The 22,574-nt window shown below is 65.3% G+C and carries 20 protein-coding genes; 11 read left to right on the top strand and 9 right to left on the bottom strand.

The genetic code is table 11. The features are described from left to right. Positions 1-2 precede the first annotated feature (2 nt). Positions 3-1,742, bottom strand: coding sequence for an acyl-CoA dehydrogenase (locus AB1K63_RS10375; protein ID WP_366960700.1), 1,740 nt, complete (start codon positions 1,740-1,742; stop codon positions 3-5). A 66-nt stretch (positions 1,743-1,808) separates the two neighbouring features. On the opposite strand from AB1K63_RS10375, the gene AB1K63_RS10370 reads away from it, so the two are divergent. Continuing rightward, positions 1,809-2,765, top strand: a complete 957-nt coding sequence (locus tag AB1K63_RS10370) for an L-threonylcarbamoyladenylate synthase (RefSeq protein ID WP_366960049.1) — start codon at positions 1,809-1,811, stop codon at positions 2,763-2,765. Between the two features lie 5 nt (positions 2,766-2,770). On the opposite strand, the gene AB1K63_RS10365 is transcribed toward AB1K63_RS10370, so the two are convergent. From AB1K63_RS10365 to AB1K63_RS10335, 7 genes are all read right to left on the bottom strand, one after another. Then, the gene (locus AB1K63_RS10365; RefSeq protein WP_366960048.1) at positions 2,771-3,103 is read right to left on the bottom strand and encodes a hypothetical protein; all 333 of its coding nucleotides are present in this window, start codon (positions 3,101-3,103) and stop codon (positions 2,771-2,773) included. Positions 3,104-3,229: 126 nt separating this feature from the next. Then, a complete protein-coding gene (locus AB1K63_RS10360; RefSeq protein ID WP_366960047.1) occupies positions 3,230-3,958 on the bottom strand; it encodes a head GIN domain-containing protein in 729 nt (242 codons plus the stop codon). Positions 3,959-4,071: 113 nt separating this feature from the next. Then, on the bottom strand, positions 4,072-4,605 hold the full coding sequence (locus AB1K63_RS10355; RefSeq protein WP_366960046.1) for a CarD family transcriptional regulator: 534 nt from the start codon (positions 4,603-4,605) through the stop codon (positions 4,072-4,074). Between the two features lie 234 nt (positions 4,606-4,839). Further along, positions 4,840-5,748 carry a YihY/virulence factor BrkB family protein gene (locus AB1K63_RS10350; protein WP_366960044.1) on the bottom strand — a complete coding sequence of 303 codons (909 nt, stop codon included), beginning with the start codon at positions 5,746-5,748 and terminating at the stop codon, positions 4,840-4,842. Positions 5,749-5,761: 13 nt separating this feature from the next. Further along, positions 5,762-6,100, bottom strand: coding sequence for a ferredoxin FdxA (gene fdxA / locus AB1K63_RS10345; protein ID WP_366960043.1), 339 nt, complete (start codon positions 6,098-6,100; stop codon positions 5,762-5,764). Continuing rightward, complete coding sequence (locus tag AB1K63_RS10340) at positions 6,097-6,408, bottom strand: S4 domain-containing protein (protein WP_366960042.1); 312 nt, start codon at positions 6,406-6,408, stop codon at positions 6,097-6,099. The genes fdxA and AB1K63_RS10340 overlap by 4 nt, the downstream gene beginning before the upstream one ends. Beyond that, positions 6,408-8,897, bottom strand: a complete 2,490-nt coding sequence (locus AB1K63_RS10335) for a helicase-related protein (RefSeq protein ID WP_366960041.1) — start codon at positions 8,895-8,897, stop codon at positions 6,408-6,410. Before AB1K63_RS10335 ends, AB1K63_RS10340 begins: the two co-directional genes overlap by 1 nt. Positions 8,898-9,049: 152 nt before the next feature. Here AB1K63_RS10335 and AB1K63_RS10330 point away from each other — a divergent pair, with 152 nt between their 5' ends. The 6 genes from AB1K63_RS10330 to AB1K63_RS10305 are packed head-to-tail and all read left to right on the top strand — an operon-like array spanning position 9,050 to position 15,572. Beyond that, on the top strand, positions 9,050-10,645 hold the full coding sequence (locus AB1K63_RS10330) for a M23 family metallopeptidase (RefSeq protein ID WP_366960040.1): 1,596 nt from the start codon (positions 9,050-9,052) through the stop codon (positions 10,643-10,645). Between the two features lie 54 nt (positions 10,646-10,699). Next, a complete protein-coding gene (hemB, locus tag AB1K63_RS10325) occupies positions 10,700-11,695 on the top strand; it encodes a porphobilinogen synthase (protein WP_366960039.1) in 996 nt (331 codons plus the stop codon). After that, positions 11,688-12,245 carry a GNAT family N-acetyltransferase gene (locus AB1K63_RS10320; protein ID WP_366960038.1) on the top strand — a complete coding sequence of 186 codons (558 nt, stop codon included), beginning with the start codon at positions 11,688-11,690 and terminating at the stop codon, positions 12,243-12,245. Before hemB ends, AB1K63_RS10320 begins: the two co-directional genes overlap by 8 nt. Further along, on the top strand, positions 12,238-12,795 hold the full coding sequence (locus AB1K63_RS10315; protein ID WP_366960036.1) for a GNAT family N-acetyltransferase: 558 nt from the start codon (positions 12,238-12,240) through the stop codon (positions 12,793-12,795). Before AB1K63_RS10320 ends, AB1K63_RS10315 begins: the two co-directional genes overlap by 8 nt. After that, on the top strand, positions 12,792-14,993 hold the full coding sequence (locus AB1K63_RS10310; RefSeq protein WP_366960034.1) for a fused MFS/spermidine synthase: 2,202 nt from the start codon (positions 12,792-12,794) through the stop codon (positions 14,991-14,993). Before AB1K63_RS10315 ends, AB1K63_RS10310 begins: the two co-directional genes overlap by 4 nt. A gap of 3 nt (positions 14,994-14,996) precedes the next feature. Next, entirely contained in the window at positions 14,997-15,572 is a 576-nt protein-coding gene (locus tag AB1K63_RS10305; protein ID WP_366960033.1) for a gamma carbonic anhydrase family protein, read from the top strand. A 33-nt stretch (positions 15,573-15,605) separates the two neighbouring features. On the opposite strand, the gene phaZ is transcribed toward AB1K63_RS10305, so the two are convergent. After that, a complete protein-coding gene (phaZ, locus tag AB1K63_RS10300) occupies positions 15,606-16,841 on the bottom strand; it encodes a polyhydroxyalkanoate depolymerase (RefSeq protein ID WP_366960032.1) in 1,236 nt (411 codons plus the stop codon). 270 nt (positions 16,842-17,111) lie between these two features. Here phaZ and AB1K63_RS10295 point away from each other — a divergent pair, with 270 nt between their 5' ends. The 4 genes from AB1K63_RS10295 (at position 17,112) to AB1K63_RS10280 (ending at position 22,526) form a co-directional block, all read left to right on the top strand. Beyond that, positions 17,112-18,839, top strand: a complete 1,728-nt coding sequence (locus AB1K63_RS10295) for an ABC transporter transmembrane domain-containing protein (RefSeq protein ID WP_366960699.1) — start codon at positions 17,112-17,114, stop codon at positions 18,837-18,839. Positions 18,840-18,984: 145 nt separating this feature from the next. Further along, complete coding sequence (locus AB1K63_RS10290; RefSeq protein ID WP_366960031.1) at positions 18,985-21,171, top strand: M13 family metallopeptidase; 2,187 nt, start codon at positions 18,985-18,987, stop codon at positions 21,169-21,171. A gap of 117 nt (positions 21,172-21,288) precedes the next feature. Further along, a complete protein-coding gene (locus tag AB1K63_RS10285; protein ID WP_366960030.1) occupies positions 21,289-22,134 on the top strand; it encodes an undecaprenyl-diphosphate phosphatase in 846 nt (281 codons plus the stop codon). Positions 22,135-22,256: 122 nt separating this feature from the next. Further along, positions 22,257-22,526 carry a hypothetical protein gene (locus AB1K63_RS10280; protein WP_366960029.1) on the top strand — a complete coding sequence of 90 codons (270 nt, stop codon included), beginning with the start codon at positions 22,257-22,259 and terminating at the stop codon, positions 22,524-22,526. Positions 22,527-22,574 lie beyond the last annotated feature (48 nt).

Below are 22,574 nucleotides of genomic sequence, written 5' to 3'. Positions count from 1 at the left end.
GATCAGCTGGCGAGGCGGTCCATCGGGATGCTGTAGAGCAGTTCCGCGCCCGCTACGGCGGACGCCTTCATGCCGATCGCTTCCGGGACCACATGGTTCAGGAAGTAGCGTACCGTAACAGCCTTTGCAGGGCCAAGGTCGGCCGAAAGCCCATCCTCGATGGCCTTGAGCTGCCTCACCATCTGCCACCCGGCGACCGCAATGGCGGACATCGCACAGAACGGCACGCTGCCGGCGAGACGATCGTCGAGCGACGCTTCTTCACGCATCCACTTGGCGACCGCGGCACAATCGCCGGCCAGCGCAAAGAGCGTGGCTTCATCGGCACATTCGCGCGCGATCTCTTCCATCAGAGCACCATAGACTTCACCGTCCTCCAGCCCGAGTTTGCGAGTCACGAGATCCGCGGCCTGGATTCCGTTCGTTCCTTCGTAGATCGGCGCGATACGAGAATCGCGCCAGTGCTGGGCGGCGCCCGTTTCCTCGACGAAGCCCATGCCGCCATGGACCTGCACCCCGAGGCTCGCGACATCGATGCCGGTGTCGGTCGCCCAAGCTTTCAACATAGGCACGAGGACTTCGGCCCTGCGGGCAGCTGCTTCGTCACCGGCAGTGCCCCGGTCGACTTGCCCGGCCGTGTAATAGAGAAGGGCGCGCATCGCTTCGGTCAGGGATTTCATCCGGACAAGCATGCGGCGAACGTCCGGATGCTCTGCAATGGCGACCGCCGCGCGGTCGGCCGCGCCCGCCCTCGCGGACTGGACGCGGTCGGTGGCATAGGCGAAGGCCTGCTGCGTTGCCCGTTCGCCGATTTGTACGCCTTGGTTGCCTACATTGATGCGGGCGTTGTTCATCATGGTGAACATGGCCATCAGGCCGCGGTTTTCCTGCCCCACCAGTTCGCCAATGCACTCCCCGTTGTCGCCGTAGCTCATCACGCATGTAGGCGAGGCGTTGATACCGAGCTTATGCTCCAGGCTGACGCAGCGCAGATCGTTTCGAGCTCCGCGCGATCCGTCCTCTTTCACATGGTATTTGGGCACGATGAAGAGAGAGATGCCCCGGCTTCCTTCCGGAGCGCCGGGTGTGCGCGCAAGGACCAGATGGATGATGTTTTCGGCAAGCTCGTGATCGCCCCAGGTAATGTAGATCTTCTGTCCCTGGATCCGGTACTTGCCGGCATGTTCGCCATCCTCGATCGGGGTGGCCGTCGTGCGCAGGGCGCCCACATCGCTGCCGGCCTGCGGTTCGGTCAGGTTCATGGTGCCCGGCCATTCTCCGCTCACCAGCTTGGGGAGGTAGCGCGATTTCTGCGCGTCGCTGCCGTGCTCCATGATCGCCTCGGTCGCGCCGACGGACAACATCGGCAGCAGGTTGAAGGCCATGTTGGCGGTGCCGAGGTTCTCGAGAACGTTGCAGGACAGCGTGAAGGGCAGGCCCTGACCGCCATAGTCCACGGGACCGTCGATGGCGTTCCAACCCTGCTCGACATAATGCTCGTAGGCCTCGGCAAAGCCGCTGGGCAGGCGCACGACGCCGTTCTCCAGGCGTGCCCCTTCGGTGTCCCCGATCCGGTTGAGCGGCGCCCATTCTCCGGCCGCAAATTGTCCCACGCCTTCGACGATGGCCTCGACCAGGTCCTGTTCGGCCGTTTCGAACCGTTCGGTCTTGGCGAGCTCCTCGATCCCGGCATTGACGCGAATGGCGAGCAGCTGGTCCTTGGTTGCGGGCGAGTAGGGAATCACGACTATGCCTTTCCTTCAAGCTCCGGGCTTGGCTTGTTCATCACCGGAATATAGCGCGTCTCCATGAGCAGCAAGAACGCTACGGAAACGGTTGCGGCGGATGCCGGGGGGATCGCCCGGGCGGTTGCAATCCTCGAACGGGGAGGGCTGGTCGCCGTTCCGACCGAGACGGTTTTCGGCCTCGCGGCCCGTGCGGACAGCGATGAAGCCGTGACGGCAATTTACCGGGCCAAGGGTCGGCCGGACTTCAATCCGCTGATCGTACACGTCGCCAACGGCGAAGCAGCGCGCGAACTGGCCGACTTTCCGCCGGGGGCGGCCGAGTTGATGGATCGCTACTGGCCGGCACCGCTGACCTTGGTCCTTCCGGCAAGATCCGATGTCCGGCTGGCCCCGGCCGTGACCGCCGGGCTTCCCACCGTGGCCCTGCGCAGTCCGGCCCATCCGGTCATGCAGGCCCTTCTGGCACAGTGCGACTTCCCCTTGGCGGCGCCGTCTGCGAACCGCAGCGGGTTCGTCAGTCCGACCAGTCCCGCTCATGTCCTGCGGACCCTGGACGGCCGGATCGATCTGGTGCTCGACGGGGGAGCGGACTGCGAGAACGGCCTGGAGTCGACCATTCTCGCGATCCGCGGCGACGGGAGCTGGGAAGAGCTGAGACCGGGCCCGGTCGATCTGGAAGCCCTCCATCGCGATTTCGGACGTGGTCCGTTGCTGTCGAGTTCGCCGGAAGGCGCCCTCGAAGCGCCGGGACAGATGACGAGCCACTACGCGCCCGGCAAACCGGTGCGCCTCGACGCATTGCGAGCCGAGGATGACGAGTTCTTCATCGGCTTCGGTGCGATCGCGGGTGACGTGTCGCTATCAGCGGAGGGCGATCTCGCGACGGCCGCGGCGAGCCTCTACGCCTGTCTCCACCGCGCCGCTTCGTCCGCGAAGCCCAAGATCGCCGTCGCGTCCGTACCGAATGAGGGTATCGGCATCGCGATCAACGACAGGCTACGCCGCGCGGCAGCCTGACACGGCTAGCGGTTGTCAGGCTCGGACGGGATCGTGGGAAGCAGAGCCTGCATTTCCTCTTCGATCCTTCCCGCCTGACGGCACGCCTTCGCCGAGCCCTTGGAGCAATTCCGCCGCTTATCATCCAGCTCGCGTTGCAGCTTCCCGAGGCGCTCTTCCCGGCGGCGAATTTCCCGACCACGCTTTTCGTCCGCCTCGGACTGGCTGGTCGTGACCAGATCGACGCCCTTGCTGGCGATCCTGACAGGTGCCGTCACAATATCGGCAGCGGTGTTGAGCAAACAGCCGGCAAGGATGGAACTGAGAGCAGGTACGATCAGCAGGTTGCGTATGAGCATGGGCGGCTCCTTGTTCGCCCACCATGACAGATCATGCTTACCGAATCGCTCTGATTCTCGCCCATTGAGCCCAATAGTGCTCCCTTTCGCCGCATGCGTTTGGCGCCGCGGCGTCATCGGCAACGTTCACGAGCCGCTGTTCGCGCAGATGACGTCTCCCGAGCCAGCCGTACTGACATCGCAAGTCGCATTTCCGGTGATCCGGACGTCCCCCGAACCCGCGATCCTGACAGAGATTTTTCCATCGGATGCGAATGCAACGTCACCCGAGCCGGCAATCGCGATATCGCCGGATCCCGCCTGAAGGTCGGCCAGCCCTACATTGCCGGACCCTGCGATTTCGATCGATATCGTATCGGTCGTGCCTGCCCCGGTAAGGTCTCCCGACCCGGCAATCGCGATGTCCAGCGATCGGGTATCGATCGCATCAACCTGGATGCCGCCGGAACCGGCGATCTCGACCTCGGCATCGCCCGAAAGCGCGAAGCTTTCGATATCGCCCGACCCGTCGACCTCCAGCGATCGGGGCGCCGGCATCGTCACGACGATCGAAGCGTTGCCTCCGAACCGCCAGTTGCCGTCCTCAAGGTCGATCTTCAGCTGGCCATCCTCGATCTCGTAGCGAAGGGCGGCGACGAGTTCGTCGTCGCCCGAAGGGGTAATGGAAAGGGCCGGACCTTCCTCGATCCTGACGGTCACGGGAGCCGCGAGTTCGAGTCCGGCGGGAGCCTGCCCGCTCATGTCGAGCTCGGACAGGGGTACGCCATCGCTGGAGCTTCTCGAGTAGCTGACATTGCAGCCTGTCACGCCCATCATCAAAGTTGCCGCAGCGAGGGTCCTGGCGATGGCATTCATGGTTCATCTCCCTTGTGTGTTATTCACATAATACACCTGTCTTCTTTGTGCAAGACATGAAAAAAGGGCCACCCTTGCGGATGGCCCTCTCGCTAAATCCGGATCGAGGACGGTCAGGCCTCTTCGGTGTTCTCGTAATATTGCGGCGCGTGTTCGCGCAGGACGTTGAGGATCTTTTCCAGCGCCGTCGCTTCGTCCGTTTCTTCCATGGCTGCAAGCTCGCGAGCCAGCCGGCTGGAAGCGGCTTCGAAGATCTGGCGCTCCGAATAGCTCTGCTCCGGCTGATCTTCGGGCCGGAAAAGGTCGCGCGTCACCTCGGCTATCAGCTTGATCTCGCCCGAATTGATCTTGGCTTCGTATTCCTGCGCCCGGCGGCTCCACATGGTGCGCTTGACCTTGGGCTTGCCCTTCAGGGTCTCCATCGCTTCCTTCAGCGTCTTGTCGCTGGAAAGCTTGCGCATCCCGATCGACTCGACCTTGTTCGTGGGAACGCGAAGCGTCATCCGCTCCTTTTCGAATCGAAGGACATACAGTTCGAGCTGCATGCCGGCGATTTCCTCGCTCTGCAGTTCGATAACACGGCCGACGCCGTGCTTGGGATAGACAACGTAGTCGCCGACATCGAAGGCAGGTGCCTCACTTGCCATGAAGATTCCTTTCTTGCCGGTCCGGAGCCCCTGCGACGGTAAAAGCGGCCAGCTCCGTATCCCTGAGGGATACGGCGGGAGGTACCGCTTGTGCTGTCAATTGTGGTCCGGACCTTTCCAACTCTGACCGCGCGCAAAGACCAGATTGGCGGGTCGCCCTAGTATATAGCAGCTTTGGAACAAAATTGCGAGTCGCAGCGCAATTAGTTGCGCGAGAGCAAGTTCTCGGCCCGTTCAGCCGACCGGCAATCCTTTGTATCCGGACCGTCGATCGCCCAGCGTGGCGTTGAGTTCTGCCCCGAGCAGTAGAAGAAATGCCGATGCATAGAGCCAGGTCAGCAACACGACGACGGCGCTCAGCGAACCGTAAGTCGCGTTGTAGTTGCCGAAGTTCGCGACGTAATATCCGAAACCCAGCGTGAGCAGCATCCATCCGCTGGTGGACAACAGCGCACCGGGAACGACCAGCCGCCACCGCGGAACGGCCCTGTTCGGCGCGTACCGGTAAAGGAGCGAGGCGCCCACGGTGCCCACCCCGAAGAGGAACAGGTAGGTCGCCGCCGTCCCGGCAATCGCGATGCCCCCGCCCAGATAGGCAAGCGTAGCCGTCAGGACGCCCATCGCCAAGATTGCAAGAACGATCGCAACGATCCCGGCGGCGGTGATGGCAAGCGCGGCGAGGTTGGCCTTGATGAAGCCGCGCGCTTCCGGAACGCCGTGCGCGATGTTGAGCGCGGTCAGGATCGAACCTGCGCCGTTGCGGGCACCGAACAGCGCTACTGCTAGGGCTATCAGGAGACCGAGCCCTTTCTTCCCCGCCGACGTCTCGACGACCGTTTCGAGCTGTTCGGCAAAAAGGCCTGCGGCAGCTTCGGGCAGCACGTCGGACAGGGTTCCGATATTGGCGGCGACCGTCTGCGGTGTCGCGACGAGCCCGTAGGTGAGTACCGTTGCGGCAAGCAGCGGCACCATCGCGAGAAAGGCGTAGAAGGCGACGCCGGCCGCCACGATGGACGTATTGTTACGCCCTGCCCGGGCAAACATGTCGGAAACGATACCGCCGACGGTTTTCGCGGAGCGGCCCGCCACACCGGCGGAGTCGCTGACCGCATTGCGCATTCGATCCCTGTTGGTGGAACTCATGCCACCCCAACGATCAATCCCCCTCGCCAGGTTCCTCGGAGAAGTACTTTTCGAACTTGCCTTCTTCGCCCTTGTGGTCGTCGGCGTCGGCCGGCGGTTCCTTCTGGCCGGTGATGTTGGGCCACTCGGCACTGAACTTCGTATTTAGCTCGAGCCACTTTTCCAGCCCGTTCTCAGTGTCCGGGAGGATCGCTTCGGCGGGGCATTCCGGTTCGCACACACCGCAATCGATGCATTCGGACGGATTGATGACGAGCATGTTCTCGCCTTCGTAGAAACAGTCCACCGGACAGACCTCGACGCAGTCGGTGTACTTGCACTTGATGCAGGCGTCGGTGACGACGTAGGTCATGGCGCGGGGGTATCCTTGAGTTGTGGCGCTTTCGCGCGTGCTATGGCGGTTTGGGCCACGCGGTCAAGCACCCGATAGCACGCCTGCGCATCTGCGGGCGAACCGCGCCGTTCCGGGCAGCGCAGTATCTCCACGATGCGAACGTCGCGCCCGATGGGGAAGGTCAGCGTCTGTCCCGGCACGACCTGCTCGCTGGCCTTGTGCAACCGGACGCCGTCCCTGCGCACCAGTCCGGTGTCGACGAGGTCGTGGGCGCGGGAGCGCGATCGGACGAAGCGGCAGCGATGCAACCAGGCATCGACTCGCATCAGCGGATCAGGTCCGCCAGTCCGGCAAAGGCGTTTCCTTCCTTCGGTGCAGCAGGCTTTTCCGTGCGCTCCTGCTTGCGGCGGGACGGACGCCATTCGAACCGATCGGGTTCGGGCGGACCGAACATGCCGTCCTTCAGGTCTTTTGCAGGAAGCGACCGGAAACCTGCTGCACCAAGCAGGCGGCGGAAGCTGTCGAGGGTCAGGCCGGTCGATATTGCGAGAGCGGAGTCGACGATGAAGCGCCGGTTCTTGGTCTTCGAGCGCGCCTCGAACGCCGCCTTCAGGATCTTTTCCGCCACATCGATGCGCACAGCCTGCTTGCCGGCCGGCCGATAGCCCGATGGCAGCTTCTTCTGCCCGTCGATGACGGGAAACATGGATTCCTCCAGCGGGCGGCGGTCGAGCCCGAGCGACGCCATCAACTGCCGCGGTGCCGGTTTCAGCAGCAGGGGGGCGAAAATATCGAGGGCGCCGAACGTCACCCCCAGCCGCCGCAGGAAGGGCCGCATTTCCTTTGGCAGGTGCTGAAGCCCCGCCCTTTCGCGGCTGACGTAACCGTGCCCGTCGATCAGCGTCAGCAGCAAGGCGCGCGCCTGCGATCCTGCGTCGGCATCTTCGGTCGCCCCCGCCATCCGGCGCATCGGCTCGAGTGGTTCAAGTTGCTTTACCAGCCAGTCTTCCAGCGCCGACAGCAGAGCGGTGCGTGGCCCTTCGGCGATCTTCTCGATTTCCGGCGGCGGGACCAGTCGCGGCCTGGCGCAGCCCTCGTCTATCTCCACGGAAGCCAGGATCTGCCTTCCCCAGCGAATCTTGCCACGAACAAGTTCAACCCCTTCGAGACCGGAATCGACCAGCGATTGGGCTCTCTCGCCAAGAATCTTCGGCAAGGCCTTTTCGCCCGCCGACAGAAGCATCTTGCGGTCCGCAACGTTCGCCTTCGCGTCCACGCTGAAGCGAAAGCCCTCGACCGTGCCGATCGTTTCGTCTTCCACCATCAGCGCGCCGTCTTCTGTCAGATGTACGGGCAGCAGGGAGGCATCCTGACCCAGCGTTTTCATCAGTATTGCGGTCCTTCGATTTACGAATCGTTCTTTGAGGCGCTGGTGTAGCGCATCGGACAGGCGGGCTTCCACTGCCCTTGCACGTGCCGCCATCTCGTCTCTCGCCAGCACCCAGTCCGGACGCTGGCAGATATACGCCCAACTGCGAATGGCGGCGATACGGCCTTGAAGCGCGTGGATGTCGCCTTGCGGGTTGTCCAGTTCTGCGATCCGCGCGGCCGCGAAGTCTGCGCCCAGGTATCCCTCGCGCAGGTCCTGCCACAACCGCGCGACGAAGCGCGCATGGGTGTCGGCGCCCACCTGGCGAAAGTCCGGCAGCGAACAGACTTCCCAGAACCGCCGGACCACGGCCGGCCCGCGCACGTCGCGCGCAACCGGGTGTTCCGAGAGGATCTTGAGGACGGTCAGGTCGATCGCCTCGGGCACGAGGCGCAGTTGCGGATTGTCCGGCTTGCTCTCCAGGTCGCGGATCAGTGTATCGACATCGGTGAACCGTGGCTCGGCCTCGCGCCAGTAGAGCTGAGTGATCGGTGCGAACCGATGTTCCTCGATCGCGAAGATTTCTTCCTCGGTAAACTCCGCGTCGTGGCCGCCGGTGCCGGACAAGGTGCCGAAGCTCCCATCGGTCTGATGCCTGCCGGCTCGTCCGGCGATCTGCGCCATTTCCGGGGGTGTCAGGCGTCGCTGCCGGACTCCGTCGAACTTGCTGAGCGATGCGAATGCCACATGCCTGAGATCGAGGTTCAGACCCATGCCAATCGCATCGGTCGCGACGATATAGTCGACCTCACCATTCTGGAACATTGCAACCTGCCGGTTGCGCGTTTCCGGTGAAAGCGCGCCCATCACGACCGCGCTGCCGCCACGGAAGCGGCGCAGCATTTCGGCGACCGCATAGACCTGTTCGACACTGAACGCGACGATGGCGCTGCGCGGCGGCAATCGGGAGAGCTTGCGCGCCCCTGCATGGGTCAGGGTCGAGAAACGCGGGCGCTCGATGATCTCGGCATCCGGCTCCAGCGCGCGGATCATCGGTTCCAGCGTGCCGGCGCCGAGGATCATCGTTTCCTCACGGCCGCGCGCGTGAAGCAGCCGATCGGTGAAGATATGGCCGCGCTCCCGATCCGCGCCGAGCTGCGCTTCGTCCAGAGCCACGAAAGCGTGGCCGCCTCCGGTCCGCGGCATCGCTTCCGCAGTGCAGAGGAAATAGCGGGCCCCGGGAGGTTCGATGCGTTCTTCGCCGGTAATCAGCGCGACCTGCGCCTCACCCTTGATCGCGACGACCCGGTCGTACACCTCGCGTGCCAGCAGGCGGAGCGGGAACCCGATGGCACCGCTGGAATGGCCGCACATCCGCTCGATCGCCAGATGGGTCTTGCCCGTATTGGTCGGGCCGAGGACGGCCTTGATTGCCTGGTCGGTCACCGGTCCGATGTGGCAGTTGCCTGCGCACGAAACAAGCTTCGCCCCGCACGGCGGGCGTTCCGTCGCTCTGCTGTGCGTTCCACCCGGCACATTAAAGCGAAATTAACTCTGATCCGGCAGGGCCATACCGGATCGTCTGCATCTCCCAACGGATGAGGGGCATTTTGTACCAGTCGCACGATACCGCGAGCTTCGCGTCGCCGGCCGAATTCGTCCGGCGGGAGGCGCGCGTGTCCGATCCGGTACCGCCCGCGACGGTACCTGAACGGCTGGCGCAGAAGCGGTTTGCGGTATCGGAATGGATTTCCGGGCTCGACCTGGCACCCGACCTTGCCGAGGGCATCGGCAGCCGACGCTGGTTTCGCGGTCTGGCGACGTTTCTCGGACTGGCGGGCGCCGCGATCGCGCTCTGGCCTGCCTTTCCCCCGCTCGAAGCTGCTCCTGCGACCCGGCTCGACCAGCAATCGCGGGACGAGTTCCGCAGCCAGATGATCGCACCGCTGGCGCTCGGCGGCGACAGCGGCCGTCGCATGGCTGCCCTTCCGACCGTTACCGAGCTGAAGCGGGCGCCCGAGCGGCCGCAGGTGCAATTGCTTGCGACCCTCGCCCAGGGCGACGGTTTCGAACGGATGCTGCAGCGCGCTGGCGTTGGCCCCGCCGATGCGTCTCGCGTGGCGGAACTGGTGGGCCGGTCGATTGCGCTCGGCGACATCGAACCGGGCACCAAAGTGGACATCACGCTGGGCCGTAGGGTCGCTCCCGGACAGCCGCGCCCGCTGGACGCGCTGGAATTCCGTGCGCGCTTCGACCTGAAGCTCGCCGTGGAGCGGACGGCCGGTAATCTTGCGGTGAGGTCGATCCCCATCCGGGTCGACGATACGCCGCTCAGGATCAGGGGCACGATCGGCGACAGCCTCTACCGTTCGGCCCGCGCGGCGGGCGCGCCTGCAAGTGCGATCCAGCAATATCTGCGCGTCCTGGACGAGAACATGGACATGGAACGGTCGGTGCAACCCGGCGATACGTTCGACATCATCGTGAGCCATCGCCGCGCGGCCACCGGCGAACGGCAGGCCGGCAAGCTCATCTATGCCGGCATCGATCGCGGCGGAAAACCGCTTGCGCAACTTATGCGATGGGGTTCGGAAGGCCGGTTCTACGAAGCGTCCGGCGTCGGGGAACGGCGTAGCGGTCTGCTGGCTCCGGTCCCGGGCGCGATCGGTTCGCGCTACGGTATGCGGCGCCACCCGATCCTTGGTTACAAGCGGATGCACTGGGGCCTCGATTTCCGGGGCGGCCACGGGACGCCGATCGTGGCAGTGACAGACGGTATCGTCGCGAGCGCCGGGCGCGAAGGCGGTTGCGGCAACACGGTCCGCCTGAACCATGCCGGCGCCCTGCAGACGCGATATTGCCACATGAGCCGCATGGCGGTGAATTCCGGGCAGCAGGTCCGTCGCGGACAGGTCATCGGCTATATCGGCTCGACCGGCCTCTCTACGGGTCCGCACCTGCATTACGAGATGCGCCGCAACGGCCGGGCGGTCGATCCGCAAAGCGTCAGCTACGTGACGCGCGCCGAGCTGGAAGGCGCGGAACTCCAGCGTTTCCGCGATGCTCTGGCGAAGCTGAAGACGGTGGAGGCGGGTTCCGCTCTGACAGAACTCACGCCGACTGCCGCCGAGCGCGGGGCGGAAGCGCCGCGACGCGAAGTGGACAAGCTCGACCGCCCGGACGGGCCCGCCTGACCGGCTTGCCCCGCGCCGATTGCGCGGGACCGTGGATTGCGCCATGCGCTGCCTATGACTGCCGCTTATCCCAACACCCGTATGCGCCGCAGCAGGGCGCATGCGTGGAGCCGTTCCATGCATCGCCAGAACGTGCTCGCGCCGAGCGACCTCGTCTGGCCGCTGTTCGCGACCGAGGGCAAGGGGGTGGAAGAGCCGGTGGCGACGCTGCCGGGGGTCTCCCGCTGGTCGGTCGACAATGTCGCCAAGCGGGCCAGGGAAGCCGTCGATCTGGGCATTCCCTGCATTGCCCTGTTCCCCAATACGCCCCCAAATCTGCGTTCGCCCGATGGCAAAGAAGCGCTCGATCCGGACAATCTCATGTGCCGGGCCGTTCGGGCCGTTCGGGACGCCTGCGGTAACGACATCGGCATCCTGACCGATGTCGCGCTGGACCCCTACACCACGCACGGCCAGGACGGCGTCCTCGACAAGCGTGGCTATGTCGGCAACGACGATACGGTCGCCATCCTCGTGGACCAGGCGATCAACCAGGCCGAGGCGGGCGCGGACATCATCGCCCCGTCCGACATGATGGACGGCCGGGTCCGGTCGATCCGCATGGCGCTGGAAATGGCGGGCCATGTCAACGTCCAGATCATGAGCTACGCCGCCAAATACGCCTCGGCCTTCTACGGCCCGTTTCGCGACGCGGTCGGCAGCGGGGATTTCCTGGAAGGGGACAAGAAGACCTACCAGATGGATCCGGCCAATGGCGACGAGGCCATGCGCGAGATCGCGCTCGACATCGCCGAAGGGGCCGACAGCGTGATGGTGAAGCCCGGCCTCCCCTATCTCGACATCGTGCGCCGCGCCTACGAGCGGTTCGACGTGCCCGTCTTCGCCTACCAGGTGAGCGGCGAGTACGCGATGATCGAGGCAGCCGCCGCGGCCGGCGGCGGCAGCAGGGACGCGCTGGTGCTGGAATCGCTGATGGCTTTCAAGCGGGCGGGATGCACCGGCGTCCTGACCTACCACGCGGCCCATGCCGCGCGCCTCCTGCATGGATGAATTCCGGCTGGAGACCGACCGTCTCGTCCTGCGCGACTGGCGGGACGAGGACTGGGCGCCGTTCTGGGACGGGACCAACACGCCTGCCGTGATGCGCTGGCTGGGCGGCGTGTGCGATGACGCCAAGAAGACCGGCGCGCGCGACCGCCTGCTGTCCTACCGCCGCGATCACGGCCACACCTTCTGGGCGGTCGAGCGCAAGGATGACGGCGCAATCCTGGGCTTCTGCGGCCTCAAGCGATCCAACCAGGAAGGCGGACCGCAGGGACTGATGGAAGTCGGTTGGCGGTTACGGGAGGATGCCTGGGGTCACGGTTACGCGAAGGAAGCGGCCCTCGCCTCCCTGCGTCACGCCTTCGAGGCGCTGGGCTCGGGCGAAGTCGTCGCCTTCACGGTGGAGCGGAACACAGCGAGCTGGGGTCTCATGAAGCGGCTCGGCATGGAACGCCGGACCGATCTCGATTTTGCCAGCCCGGATTTCGATCCGGACGATCCCACCATCATCGCCTATGCCATCGGGCGAGACGAGTGGCGCGCGCAGCATGGCTGACATCGTGCTGGAGACCGAGCGGCTGGTGCTGCGAAAGCCGCAGGAGGGCGATGTCGACCTGCAGGATCGCTGGCTCAACACGCCCGCCGTCATGGCGCATCTGGGCGGCCCCAAGGAACGGCATGAGATCGAGGCGAAGCTTGCCAAGGCCATCGCCAGCCACGCGCGCGAGGGCTTCGGCTTCTGCATGGCGATCGAGAAGGCGACCGGCGAGCTCGTCGGCCATTGCGGCCTCAAGCGCGTCGACAATCCGCTGGCGAAGAATGTCGGCGACATGGAAATCGGCTGGCTGATCCGCGAGGACCGCTGGCGCCGCGGCTATGCCAGTGAGGCGGTGGCAGCTTTTATCGAAGAGGCATTCGAGCGGCACGGGGCACCCGTCCTCGCCGCGCTTACCAGCGACACCAACCGCGGCAGCATCGCCGTGATGGAGAAATTCGGAATGACCCGCAGGCCCGACCTGTTTTTCAGCGATCCGGCCTATCCGGACAGCGACAACCCGACCGTGGTCTACACGCTCGACCGGTCGGACCGGGAGCGCGCGAAGTGAAGGGCCCCGCGCGCATCCTGTTCGTCGCGGCGATCCTGACCGGCAGTTTCCTGCTGTTCCTGGTGCAACCGCTGGTCGCGCGCATGGCGCTGCCGCAACTGGGCGGCGCACCGGCGGTCTGGAACAGCGCGATGCTGGTCTACCAGGCGCTGCTGCTGGGCGGATACGCCTATGCCCATGCGATCTCGCGCATGCCGATCAGGCGGCAGGCGATCGTCCATATCGCCTTGATCGCGATTGCCGCGCTGACATTGCCGATAGCGCTGGCGGACCTTCCTCCGCCGGCGGAAGGTCTCGAATTCCTGTGGGTGCCGCTACTGTTCGCCGCGACCATCGGCCCGGTCTTCTTCGTGGTGTCCGCGCAGGCGCCGCTGATGCAGAACTGGTTCGCCGCGGACGAGCGGGCGGGCGATCCCTACTGGCTTTATGCCGCATCCAATGTCGGCAGTTTCGCTGGTCTCATCGCCTATCCCATCCTGCTGGAGCCCTACCTGCCGCTGGCGGACCAGAGCCTCGCGTGGAGTGCCGGATACGCCCTGCTGATCGTGCTGGTGGCCTGCGTGGCGGCCGCCCGCTGGCGCGCCCTGCCGGTGACGGAGACTTTCACCGAGGGCGAGGCGCAGGAGCGGATCGGCTGGAAGCGTATCGCCCTGTGGCTGGCGCTGGCGGCGGTTCCGTCCGGCCTGATGCTGTCCACGACCACTCACCTGACCACCGATATCGTCGCGATGCCGTTGCTCTGGGTGATTCCGCTCGGCCTCTACCTGCTGAGCTTCACTTTCGCCTTTTCGGAACGCAGTGCGCTCGGCTTCGCGCTGGTCCGCAGCGCGCCGCTGGTGCTGCTGCTCGCGGGCAGCCTCGCCATGGTCAGCCAGGGCGGCGGGCATTTCTCGGGCGCCATCGCCAGCGTCGTGATGCTGTTCGTGGTCGCCGTGGCCCTGCACCGGCGCCTGTACGAGAACCGGCCCGGTCCGGCGCGGCTGACGCTGTTCTACCTCGTGATGAGCGCCGGCGGCGCGCTGGGCGGGCTGCTGACCGCGCTGGTCGCGCCGGTGGTGTTCGACTGGGTCTGGGAACATCCGCTGCTGGTGCTGGCCGCTGCCGCGCTCCTGCCGCAGCAGCAGCTGTTCGGCTGGATGGACAGGCTCGGGCTGCAGGGCCCTTCGCGCCGTATCACCTGGCTGTGCCTCGTCCTCGCCGCGATGCTGCTGGCGGCGCTGATGAACGGGTTCGTGGCCGACGGGGACGATGCCCCCGTGCTGCTCCTGACGCTGGCGATCGCGGTGTGCGGGATGCTGGCGCTGGGCAACCGGGCCGCGCTGGTGGCGATCCTGCTGGCCATGATGCTGGGGCGCGGCGGCTACGACACGCTGCAGACATCGCTGGACGGATCGCGGGAGCGCAGCTTCTTCGGGATCTACACCATTCGCGACAATCCGATCGCGGCGGAACGGACGCTGACGCACGGCACCACGCTCCACGGCCTGCAGCACACCGATCCGCAGCGCCGGAACGAGCCGACCACTTATTACGGGCGCGATTCGGGCGTGGGCATCGCGCTCAATGCCGTGCCGGCAATTGCCGGCGACGGCGCGTCCGTCGGCGTGGTGGGTCTCGGTGTGGGAACTCTCGCCTGCTATCGCAAGCCGGGTCAGGAGTGGACCTTCTTCGAGATCGATCCGGCCGTGGTCGAATATTCGCGCGAAGGCAGCTTCACCTATATCCGCGACTGCGCGCCCGATGCCGATATCCTCGTCGGCGATGCACGGGTCGTGCTGGAAGACCTGCCGGACGGCTCGTTCGATATGCTCGTGGTTGACGCCTTCAGTTCCGATGCCATCCCGCTACACCTGATGACGGCCGAAGCTTTCGCCGTCTATCGCGCGAAGCTGGCCCCCGACGGCGTCCTGCTGGCCCATATCTCGAACCGCTATCTGGACCTGGAACCCATGGTCGCGGCCCTTGCAAGGGAAACCGGGATGCGGGCGGCGATCCGCAAGGCGCCGCAGGACCGCCTGCGCGGCATCAGCGCGTCCTACTGGGTCGCGCTGTCGGCCGATCCGGCATCGCTGCAACAGGTAATCGATGCGCGCGATCTCGAATGGACGGACCTGCCCGCCCCGGCGAAGACGGTCTGGACGGACGACTTCGCCTCCATCCTCCCCTATCTCGAATGGGATAATGTGCTAGGTCTCTGAGGCATGACTGCACACACCCGCCCCGGCGTCACCATCATCCCGATCCACGGGAAGTCCCCGAACATCGACGAGAGCGCCTTCATCGCGCCCGGCTGCACGATTATCGGCGACGTAACCATCGGGGCAGGCAGTTCCATCTGGTACAATTGCGTGCTGCGCGCAGATGTCAGCCGGATCGTGATCGGGGAACGGACCAATGTGCAGGACGGCAGCGTGCTCCACTGCGATCCCGAACGCCCGGGCGATCCCGACGGGTCGCCGCTGCTGATCGGGGACGACGTGCTGATCGGTCATATGGCGATGGTGCATGGCTGCATCATCGAGGACCGTGGCTTCGTGGGGCTGGGCGCGATCGCCATGAACAAGGCGCGCATCGCCAGCGATTCCATGCTGGCGGCAGGGGCCATGCTCACCGAAGGCAAGCAGATGGAGCCGCGCTCGCTATGGGCAGGACGCCCGGCGAGGCCGATGAAGGAGCTGTCCGACGCCGCCATCGCCGGCATGCGGATGGGCGTGGCGCATTATGCGGAGAACGCGAAGGCGCATGCGGAAGCAGTGCGCGCCGCGACGGATACCTGACGACAGCCTGCGGCGCGCGCTCGGCGCGCCCGCCTAGCCGTGCTGGGCGATGAATTCCTCGACCACCGGCGCGATCTTGCCGCGCCACTTGCTGCCGTTGAAGATGCCGTAATGGCCGGCGTCCTCGGCCATGTAATAGCGCTTCTTCTTGTCCGACAGGCCGGTGGCGAGCTTCAGCGCGGCCTTCGTCTGGCCGATCCCGGAGATATCGTCCCGCTCCCCTTCGATGGCGAGCAGGGCGGTATCGGTGATGGCGGACAGGTCCACCAGCTCGCCGCGATGGCGGAACTCGCCATTGGGGATGGAATGGGTCTGGAAGACCTCCTCCACCGTCTGGAGGTAGAATTCCGCCGTCATGTCGCAGACGCTGCGATACTCGTCGTAGAAGTCCTTGGTCGCCTGCGCGCTCTCGTCGTCGCCCTTGGTGAGATGCTTGAACATCTCGTAATGGCTGAGGAGGTGCGAGCCCAAATTCATGCTCATGAAGCTCGCGAGCTGCAGGAATCCCGGGTAGACCCGCCGTCCCGCGCCGCGATAGTTCATCGGCACGGTGGCGATCACGTTCTGCCGATACCAGCCGATCGGCCGCTCCATCGCGTAATCGTTGACCGTGGTCGGGGATTCGCGCGTGTCGATCGGACCGCCCATCATGGTCAGCGTCCTGGGTCGGTTGGGATGGTCATTCGCGTTCATGATCGCCGTGGCGGCGTAGGCGGGCACCGACGGCTGGCAGACGGCCATGACATGCGGGCGCGGATCGCCGCCTTCCTCGCCGATATGCTCGAGAAAGGCGATCAGGTAGTCGATGTAATCGTCGAGGTCGAAGCGCCCTTCGTGAAGCGGCACGGTCTTGGCATCGGCCCAGTCGGTGATGAAGACGGTGTATTCCTGGAGCATCCGTTCCACCGTGCCGCGCAGCAGCGTGGCGAAGTGGCCGCTCATCGGCGCGACGATCAGCAGGTTGGGCGCATCTTCGGCCAGCCCTTCGCGGCGGAACCGCTTGAGATCGCCGAAAGGCTTGTTGACCACGGTCGCTTCCACGACCGGGCAATGCTCGTCGCCCACCTTCACGGTTTCGATGTTGAAGGCCGGCTTGCCATAGGGCGCGGCCGCGTGGGCGAAGACTTCCAGCGCGCTCGCCGCCGCCGGGCCGAGGCCGTTATAGGCGAACGGGTTGCGCGGGTTCGTCAGCCATTCGGCGCTCATCGAAGCCCAGGCGCTGGCGCTGTTCAGCCAGGCGCGCTGCAGTTCATAGGCGTGGTAGAGCAAGCTGTTTCCCCTTGGAACGGTGCATTCTCGGGCGTCAACGTGGCGACCCACGCGCGATTGTGCAATGCATCATTTTGCGCAACGGGTGTGCCGATTGCCTTTCCGCTGTGGATTTAGCGCGCGAGCGGACCTATCTCGCGCTCCATGGACGGGGCCGACGAATTGCCACAGGACGAAACCGAGACAGGCGGCCGCCGCGGCCTGTTCGGCCGTCGCCGCGAACGGGACGAGGGCGAGCCGAAGCCGGCCCGCTCCATCCGTCCGCTGGCCATGGTGTTCGGCCTTTCGCTCAAATACCCGGCGCAGCTCGCCATCGCGATGGTCGCGCTGCTGGTGACTTCGGTCGTCATGTCGGTCGCCCTCCCTTCCGCGCTGCAACTCATCATCGACCGCGGCTTCGGTGGCGGGACCGAGGAAATAGACCGCTGGTTCCGCTACCTGCTGGGCCTGATCCTGGTGCTGGGCATCGGGACGGCGGTCCGCTTTTATTTCGTCAGCTGGATCGGCGAGCGCGTGGTCGCCGACATCCGCAGCCGGGTGCAGCGCCACCTGCTGCGCCTCTCGCCCTCCTTCTTCGAGGAGAACAGCCCCAAGGAAATATCCTCGCGCATGACGTCGGACACGGCGATCATCGAGCAGGTCGTGGGGACCGCCTTTTCCATCGCCATCCGCAACACGATCATGGCGGTGCTGGGGACGGTCTACCTCTTCTGGCTGGCGCCGCAACTCGCCGCGCTGCTGCTGATCGCCATCCCCGTGGTGATCGTGCCGATCGCCATCTTCGGCCAGCGACTGCGCACCATCAGCCGGACCAGCCAGGACCGGGTCGCCGATGTGGGCGCGATGGTGACCGAAGTGCTGGCGGCGATGAAGATCGTGCAGGCCTTCAACCAGGAAGAGCGGGAGGCCGCCCGCTTCGGCGAGGCGGTGGAGCGCACCTTCACCACTGCCAAGCGCCGCATTCTCATCCGTGCCATCATGACGGCACTGATCATGACGCTGATCTTCGGCGCGATCGCGCTCCTGATGTGGCGCGGGGCGTTCCTCGTTTCGACCGACCAGATCAGCGGCGGCACGATCGGCGCGTTCATCTTCGCCGGGATCATCGTGGCGGGTGCCTTCGGCGCGCTGACGGAAGTTCTGGGCGACCTGCTGCGCGGGGCCGGTGCGGCCAGCCGGCTGGGCGAGCTGCTGGCGGAGCAGCCGCGCATCGCCCCTCCGGAGCGTCCGCAATCCCTGCCCTTGCCGCCACGCGGCAGTCTGTCTTTCCGAAATGTGACCTTCCGCTACCCCACGAGGCCGGAAGTCGCCGCCATTGCCGAGTTCGACCTGGAAGTCGAGCCGGGCGAGACCGTGGCGCTGGTCGGCCCCTCGGGTGCCGGCAAGTCCACCGTGTTCCAGCTCGCGGAGCGGTTCTACGATCCGCAGGCGGGGACCATCCGCATCGACGGCGTGCCGCTGACCGGCGTCGATCCTGCGGACATCCGCCGGCGCATCGCGCTCGTCCCGCAGGACGGCGTGCTTTTCAGCGCCAATGCGCGCGACAATCTGCGCTATGGCAACTGGGAAGCCTCGGACGAGGATATCTGGGCGGCGGCGGAGGCGGCCAATGCCGCGGATTTCCTGAAAGCGCTGCCGCAGGGCCTCGACACCCATCTGGGCGAGGACGGGACGCGCCTTTCGGGCGGGCAGCAGCAACGCGTGGCCATCGCACGCGCGCTGCTGCGCGATGCGCCGATCCTGCTGCTCGACGAGGCGACCAGTGCGCTCGACGCGGAAAGCGAGCGGCTCGTCCAGGACGCGCTCGACCGCCTGATGGCGGAGCGCACGACGCTGGTCATCGCCCACCGGCTGGCGACGGTCCGCGCGGCGGACAGGATCGTGGTGATGCAGGACGGCCGGATCGTGGAACAGGGCACCCATGCCCAGCTTTCCAGCGCCAGCGGCCTCTATTCCCGCCTCGCCGCGTTGCAATTCGCATCTGGAGAGGCCGCCTGACCGACTGAAGGGCGCCCGCTTTTCGACAAGGTGCGACCCGGGCCGACGAACGGCAGCAATAACAGGTACATCTGTTCTAGTGTACGGTGCATCCTGTATCGGCGCCTTCGCGCCGCGAAGACGCACGTCATTGGAGAATCCGCTTATGATCCGCACCCTGCTTACCGTTTCGGCCAGCGCCGCGGCGCTTGCCATCGCCGCGCCCGCCCTCGCCCATCCGTCCCAAGACGCCGATGCGCAGGACATCGAGAAGCTGGTCCAGGACGATGTCGCGCAGGCCGCCGCACCGCAGGAAGTGCCGACCCCCACGATGAGCTTCGGCGAATGGGGTATCGACCCGGCCCTGGTTTCCGACCAGATCGATCCGGGCGACGATTTCTTCGGCTACGTCAACCAGCAATGGCTCGATGCCAATCCGCTTCCGGCCGAATATTCCCGCTTCGGCGCGTTCAACCTGCTGCGCGAGAAGTCCACCACGGACATCAAGACGCTGGTCGACGAACTGATGGCGCAGGACGGCTCGCTCGCCAACGAGGAACAGCGCATCGTGGATGCCTACAAGGCTTTCCTCGACACCGACGCGATCGAGGAAGCCAACCTGCTGCACGCGCAGCCCTATCTTGACGCGATCAACAATGCCTCCACGCTGGAAGAGCTGGTCGAGCTGTGGTCGATCCCCGGCTACCCCTCCCCCGTCGGCGGTTACGTGACCGTCGATGCGAAGCAGCCGGACACCTACACCGTCTATCTCGGCACCGGCGGCCTCGGCCTGCCGGACCGGGACTATTACCTCGATGAAAGCGAGAAGGGCCAGGAAATCCAGGCCAAGTATCGCGAATACCTGACCTTCCTGTTCGAGGAAGCCGGGTACGAGGATCCGGCCAACGCTGCGCAGTCGGTCTATGGCCTAGAAGACTGGATTGCCCGGACCATTGCCTGGGACCGCACGGTCAGCCGCAACCGCGACCTGACCTACAATGCCGTCACCCCGCAGGAACTGCGCACGCTGGCGGGCGACTTCCCAATCGACACGATGCTGGCCGCGACCGGTCTCGACGCGTCGGACAAGTTCGTGATCCCGCAGATCCCGCCGACCGCGCAGGAAATCGAGGAACTCGGCCTCGACGAGGCGACCTTGCAGAAGATCGGTACCGGCACACCGGGCATGTTCGAATTCCTGGCCGAACGGCCGCTTTCGCTGCTCAAGTCCTGGACCATGGCGCGATTCCTGAGCAGCAATGCCGCCGTCCTTCCCAAGCGGTTCGACGACGCCAACTTCGCCTTCTACGGCCAGACCCTGAGCGGCCAGCAGGAACAGCGCCCGCGCTGGAAGCGTGCCATCGACGAGACCGAAGGGCATCTGGGTGAGCAGCTCGGCAAGTCCTACGTCGCCCGGTACTTCCCGCCGGAAAACAAGGCCGCGATGGACGATCTGGTGGTCAATCTGCGCAAGGCGATGCGCGCCAGTATCGACGAGATCGACTGGATGGGTGCCGAAACCAAGCAGCAGGCGCTCGCGAAGCTGGACAGCTTCGATCCCAAGATCGGATACCGCGACAATCTCGAGACCTATCCGGGCCTCGCCATCGCGGACGGCGATCCGCTGGCCAACCGTTTCGCGGCGGCGCGCTGGCAGACGCAGGACAACCTGTCCAAGCTGGGCCAGCCGATCGACCGGACCGAATGGTTCATGCTGCCCCAGACGGTGAACGCGTATTACAACGCCACGAAGAACGAGATCGTCTTCCCGGCGGCCATCCTGCAGCAGCCCTTCTTCGGCATCACGGCGGACCCGGCCGTGAATTACGGCGCGATCGGCGGCGTGATCGGGCACGAAATGGGCCATGGCTTCGACGACCAGGGCTCCAAGTCCGATGCCAGCGGCGCGCTGCGCAACTGGTGGACGGACGCCGACCGGGCCGCGTTCGACGAGCTCGGCGATGCGCTGGTGGCCCAGTACAACGCCTATTGCCCGCTCGACGATGGCGAGACCTGCGTGAACGGGCGCCTGACGCTGGGCGAGAATATCGGCGATCTCGGCGGACTCAACCTGGCCTATCGCGCCTACAAGATGGCGACGGCGGGACAGGACGTGCCCGTAATCGACGGCTTCACCGGCGACCAGCGCTTCTTCATGGCCTGGGCGCAGGTCTGGCGTTCGAAGCAGACCGAGGCAAGCTATCGCCAGCGCCTGCGGACCGACAGCCACAGCCCGGAAGAATACCGGACCAACGGCGTCGTGCGGAACCTGGATGCCTGGTACGAGGCTTTCAACGTGACGCCGGAGGACGAACTCTACCTTCCCCCGGAAGAGCGCGTGACCATCTGGTAACCCAAGGCGGGGCGGCGAAAGCCGCCCCGTTCTTTTTGGCGCGGCGGGCGGTGCGCCTGTCCGCACCGCCACCATCGCGCGCTTGACAGTGGCCGCGCCTGCGCCATGGAGCCGTCCATGACCTTCCTCGAAATGCTGATCCTCGCCATCGTGCAGGGGGTCACCGAATTCCTGCCGATCTCGTCCTCCGGACACCTGATCCTCGTTCCCTTCCTGACCGGATCGGAAGACCAGGGACCGATGATCGACATCGCCGTGCATGTCGGATCGCTGCTCGCCATCATCGTCTATTTCTTCCGCGATGCGATGGGCCTTGCGCGGGGCGGTCTTTCCACGGTCGGCATCGGCCACGCGCCCGAACAGCGGCGCCTGTTCTGGTGGATCGTGCTCGGGACGATCCCTGCGGTCCTGTTCGGGCTGACGATCAAGCTTGGCTGGATGAACTCCACCATCGAGAGCTGGTTCGGCCTCGTCATTGAGAACGACGATCTGCTGGGCGCCCTGCGCTTCACGGACCTTATCGCGGTGAACCTGATCGTCTACGGCATCCTGCTCGGCCTTGCCGACCGGTTCGGCCGGTCGGTGAAGAATTTCGAGGACATGAGCTGGAAGGACGGCCTGCTGGTCGGGATCGCGCAGGCGTTCGCGCTGATCCCGGGGACCAGCCGGTCGGGCGTGACCATGACCATGGCTCGCGTACTGGGATACAAGCGGGTGGAAGCCGCGCGCTTTTCTTTCCTGCTGTCGATCCCGGCCGTGGCGGGGGCCGGAATCCTCATCGTACCAGATCTTCTGGCCGCCGACACGAGCCTGCTGCGCGACGCGATCATCACCGGTGCCCTTACCTTCGTGGCGGCATTCGCGACCATGATGTTCCTCATGAATTTCCTGCGCAAGGCATCCATGATGGTGTTCGTGGTCTATCGCGTCGCGATGGGCGTCCTCCTCCTCTGGATGTTCTGATCCGGCCGTCGCGGACACTGGTACCCATCGGTCACACGGATACTTGATCGCGAGTCAATGTTGGAACCCGCACGGGCGGGTCCGCTTTGTGTAGGCGTATGGCTACTCGGTTTTTAACATAAATGGGGCTGCTGCTGCTCCTTGTTAACGGCGCTGCGCTGGGCTGGCTTTTCGCCGTCTCCACGCGCGGATCGACCGGGGGCGAGCAGCCCGTACCGTGGATAGCCGTGGGTGCGGTATCCTCCATCCTCGCCGGTGCACTGGTGCATAACGGATCGCTGCTGATCGGTGTCAGTCCCGACGGATTCCTGGCTTCGACCGGCGTCGCTATCCTGACGCTCGGCCTGTACACCTTCGCGACCCGGCACCTGTCCCGCGACGGAAACCGCTGATTAAGTCCTTATCATTCGGGCGCTTTACCCCTATGGGCGAATTCTCAC

Origin of the sequence: Qipengyuania sp. JC766 (genome assembly GCF_040717445.1) — a bacterium.
Classification (GTDB): Bacteria; Pseudomonadota; Alphaproteobacteria; order Sphingomonadales; family Sphingomonadaceae; genus JC766.
The sequence above is the reverse complement of the archived record's forward strand: the minus strand, read 5'-3'. Positions and strand labels throughout refer to the sequence as shown.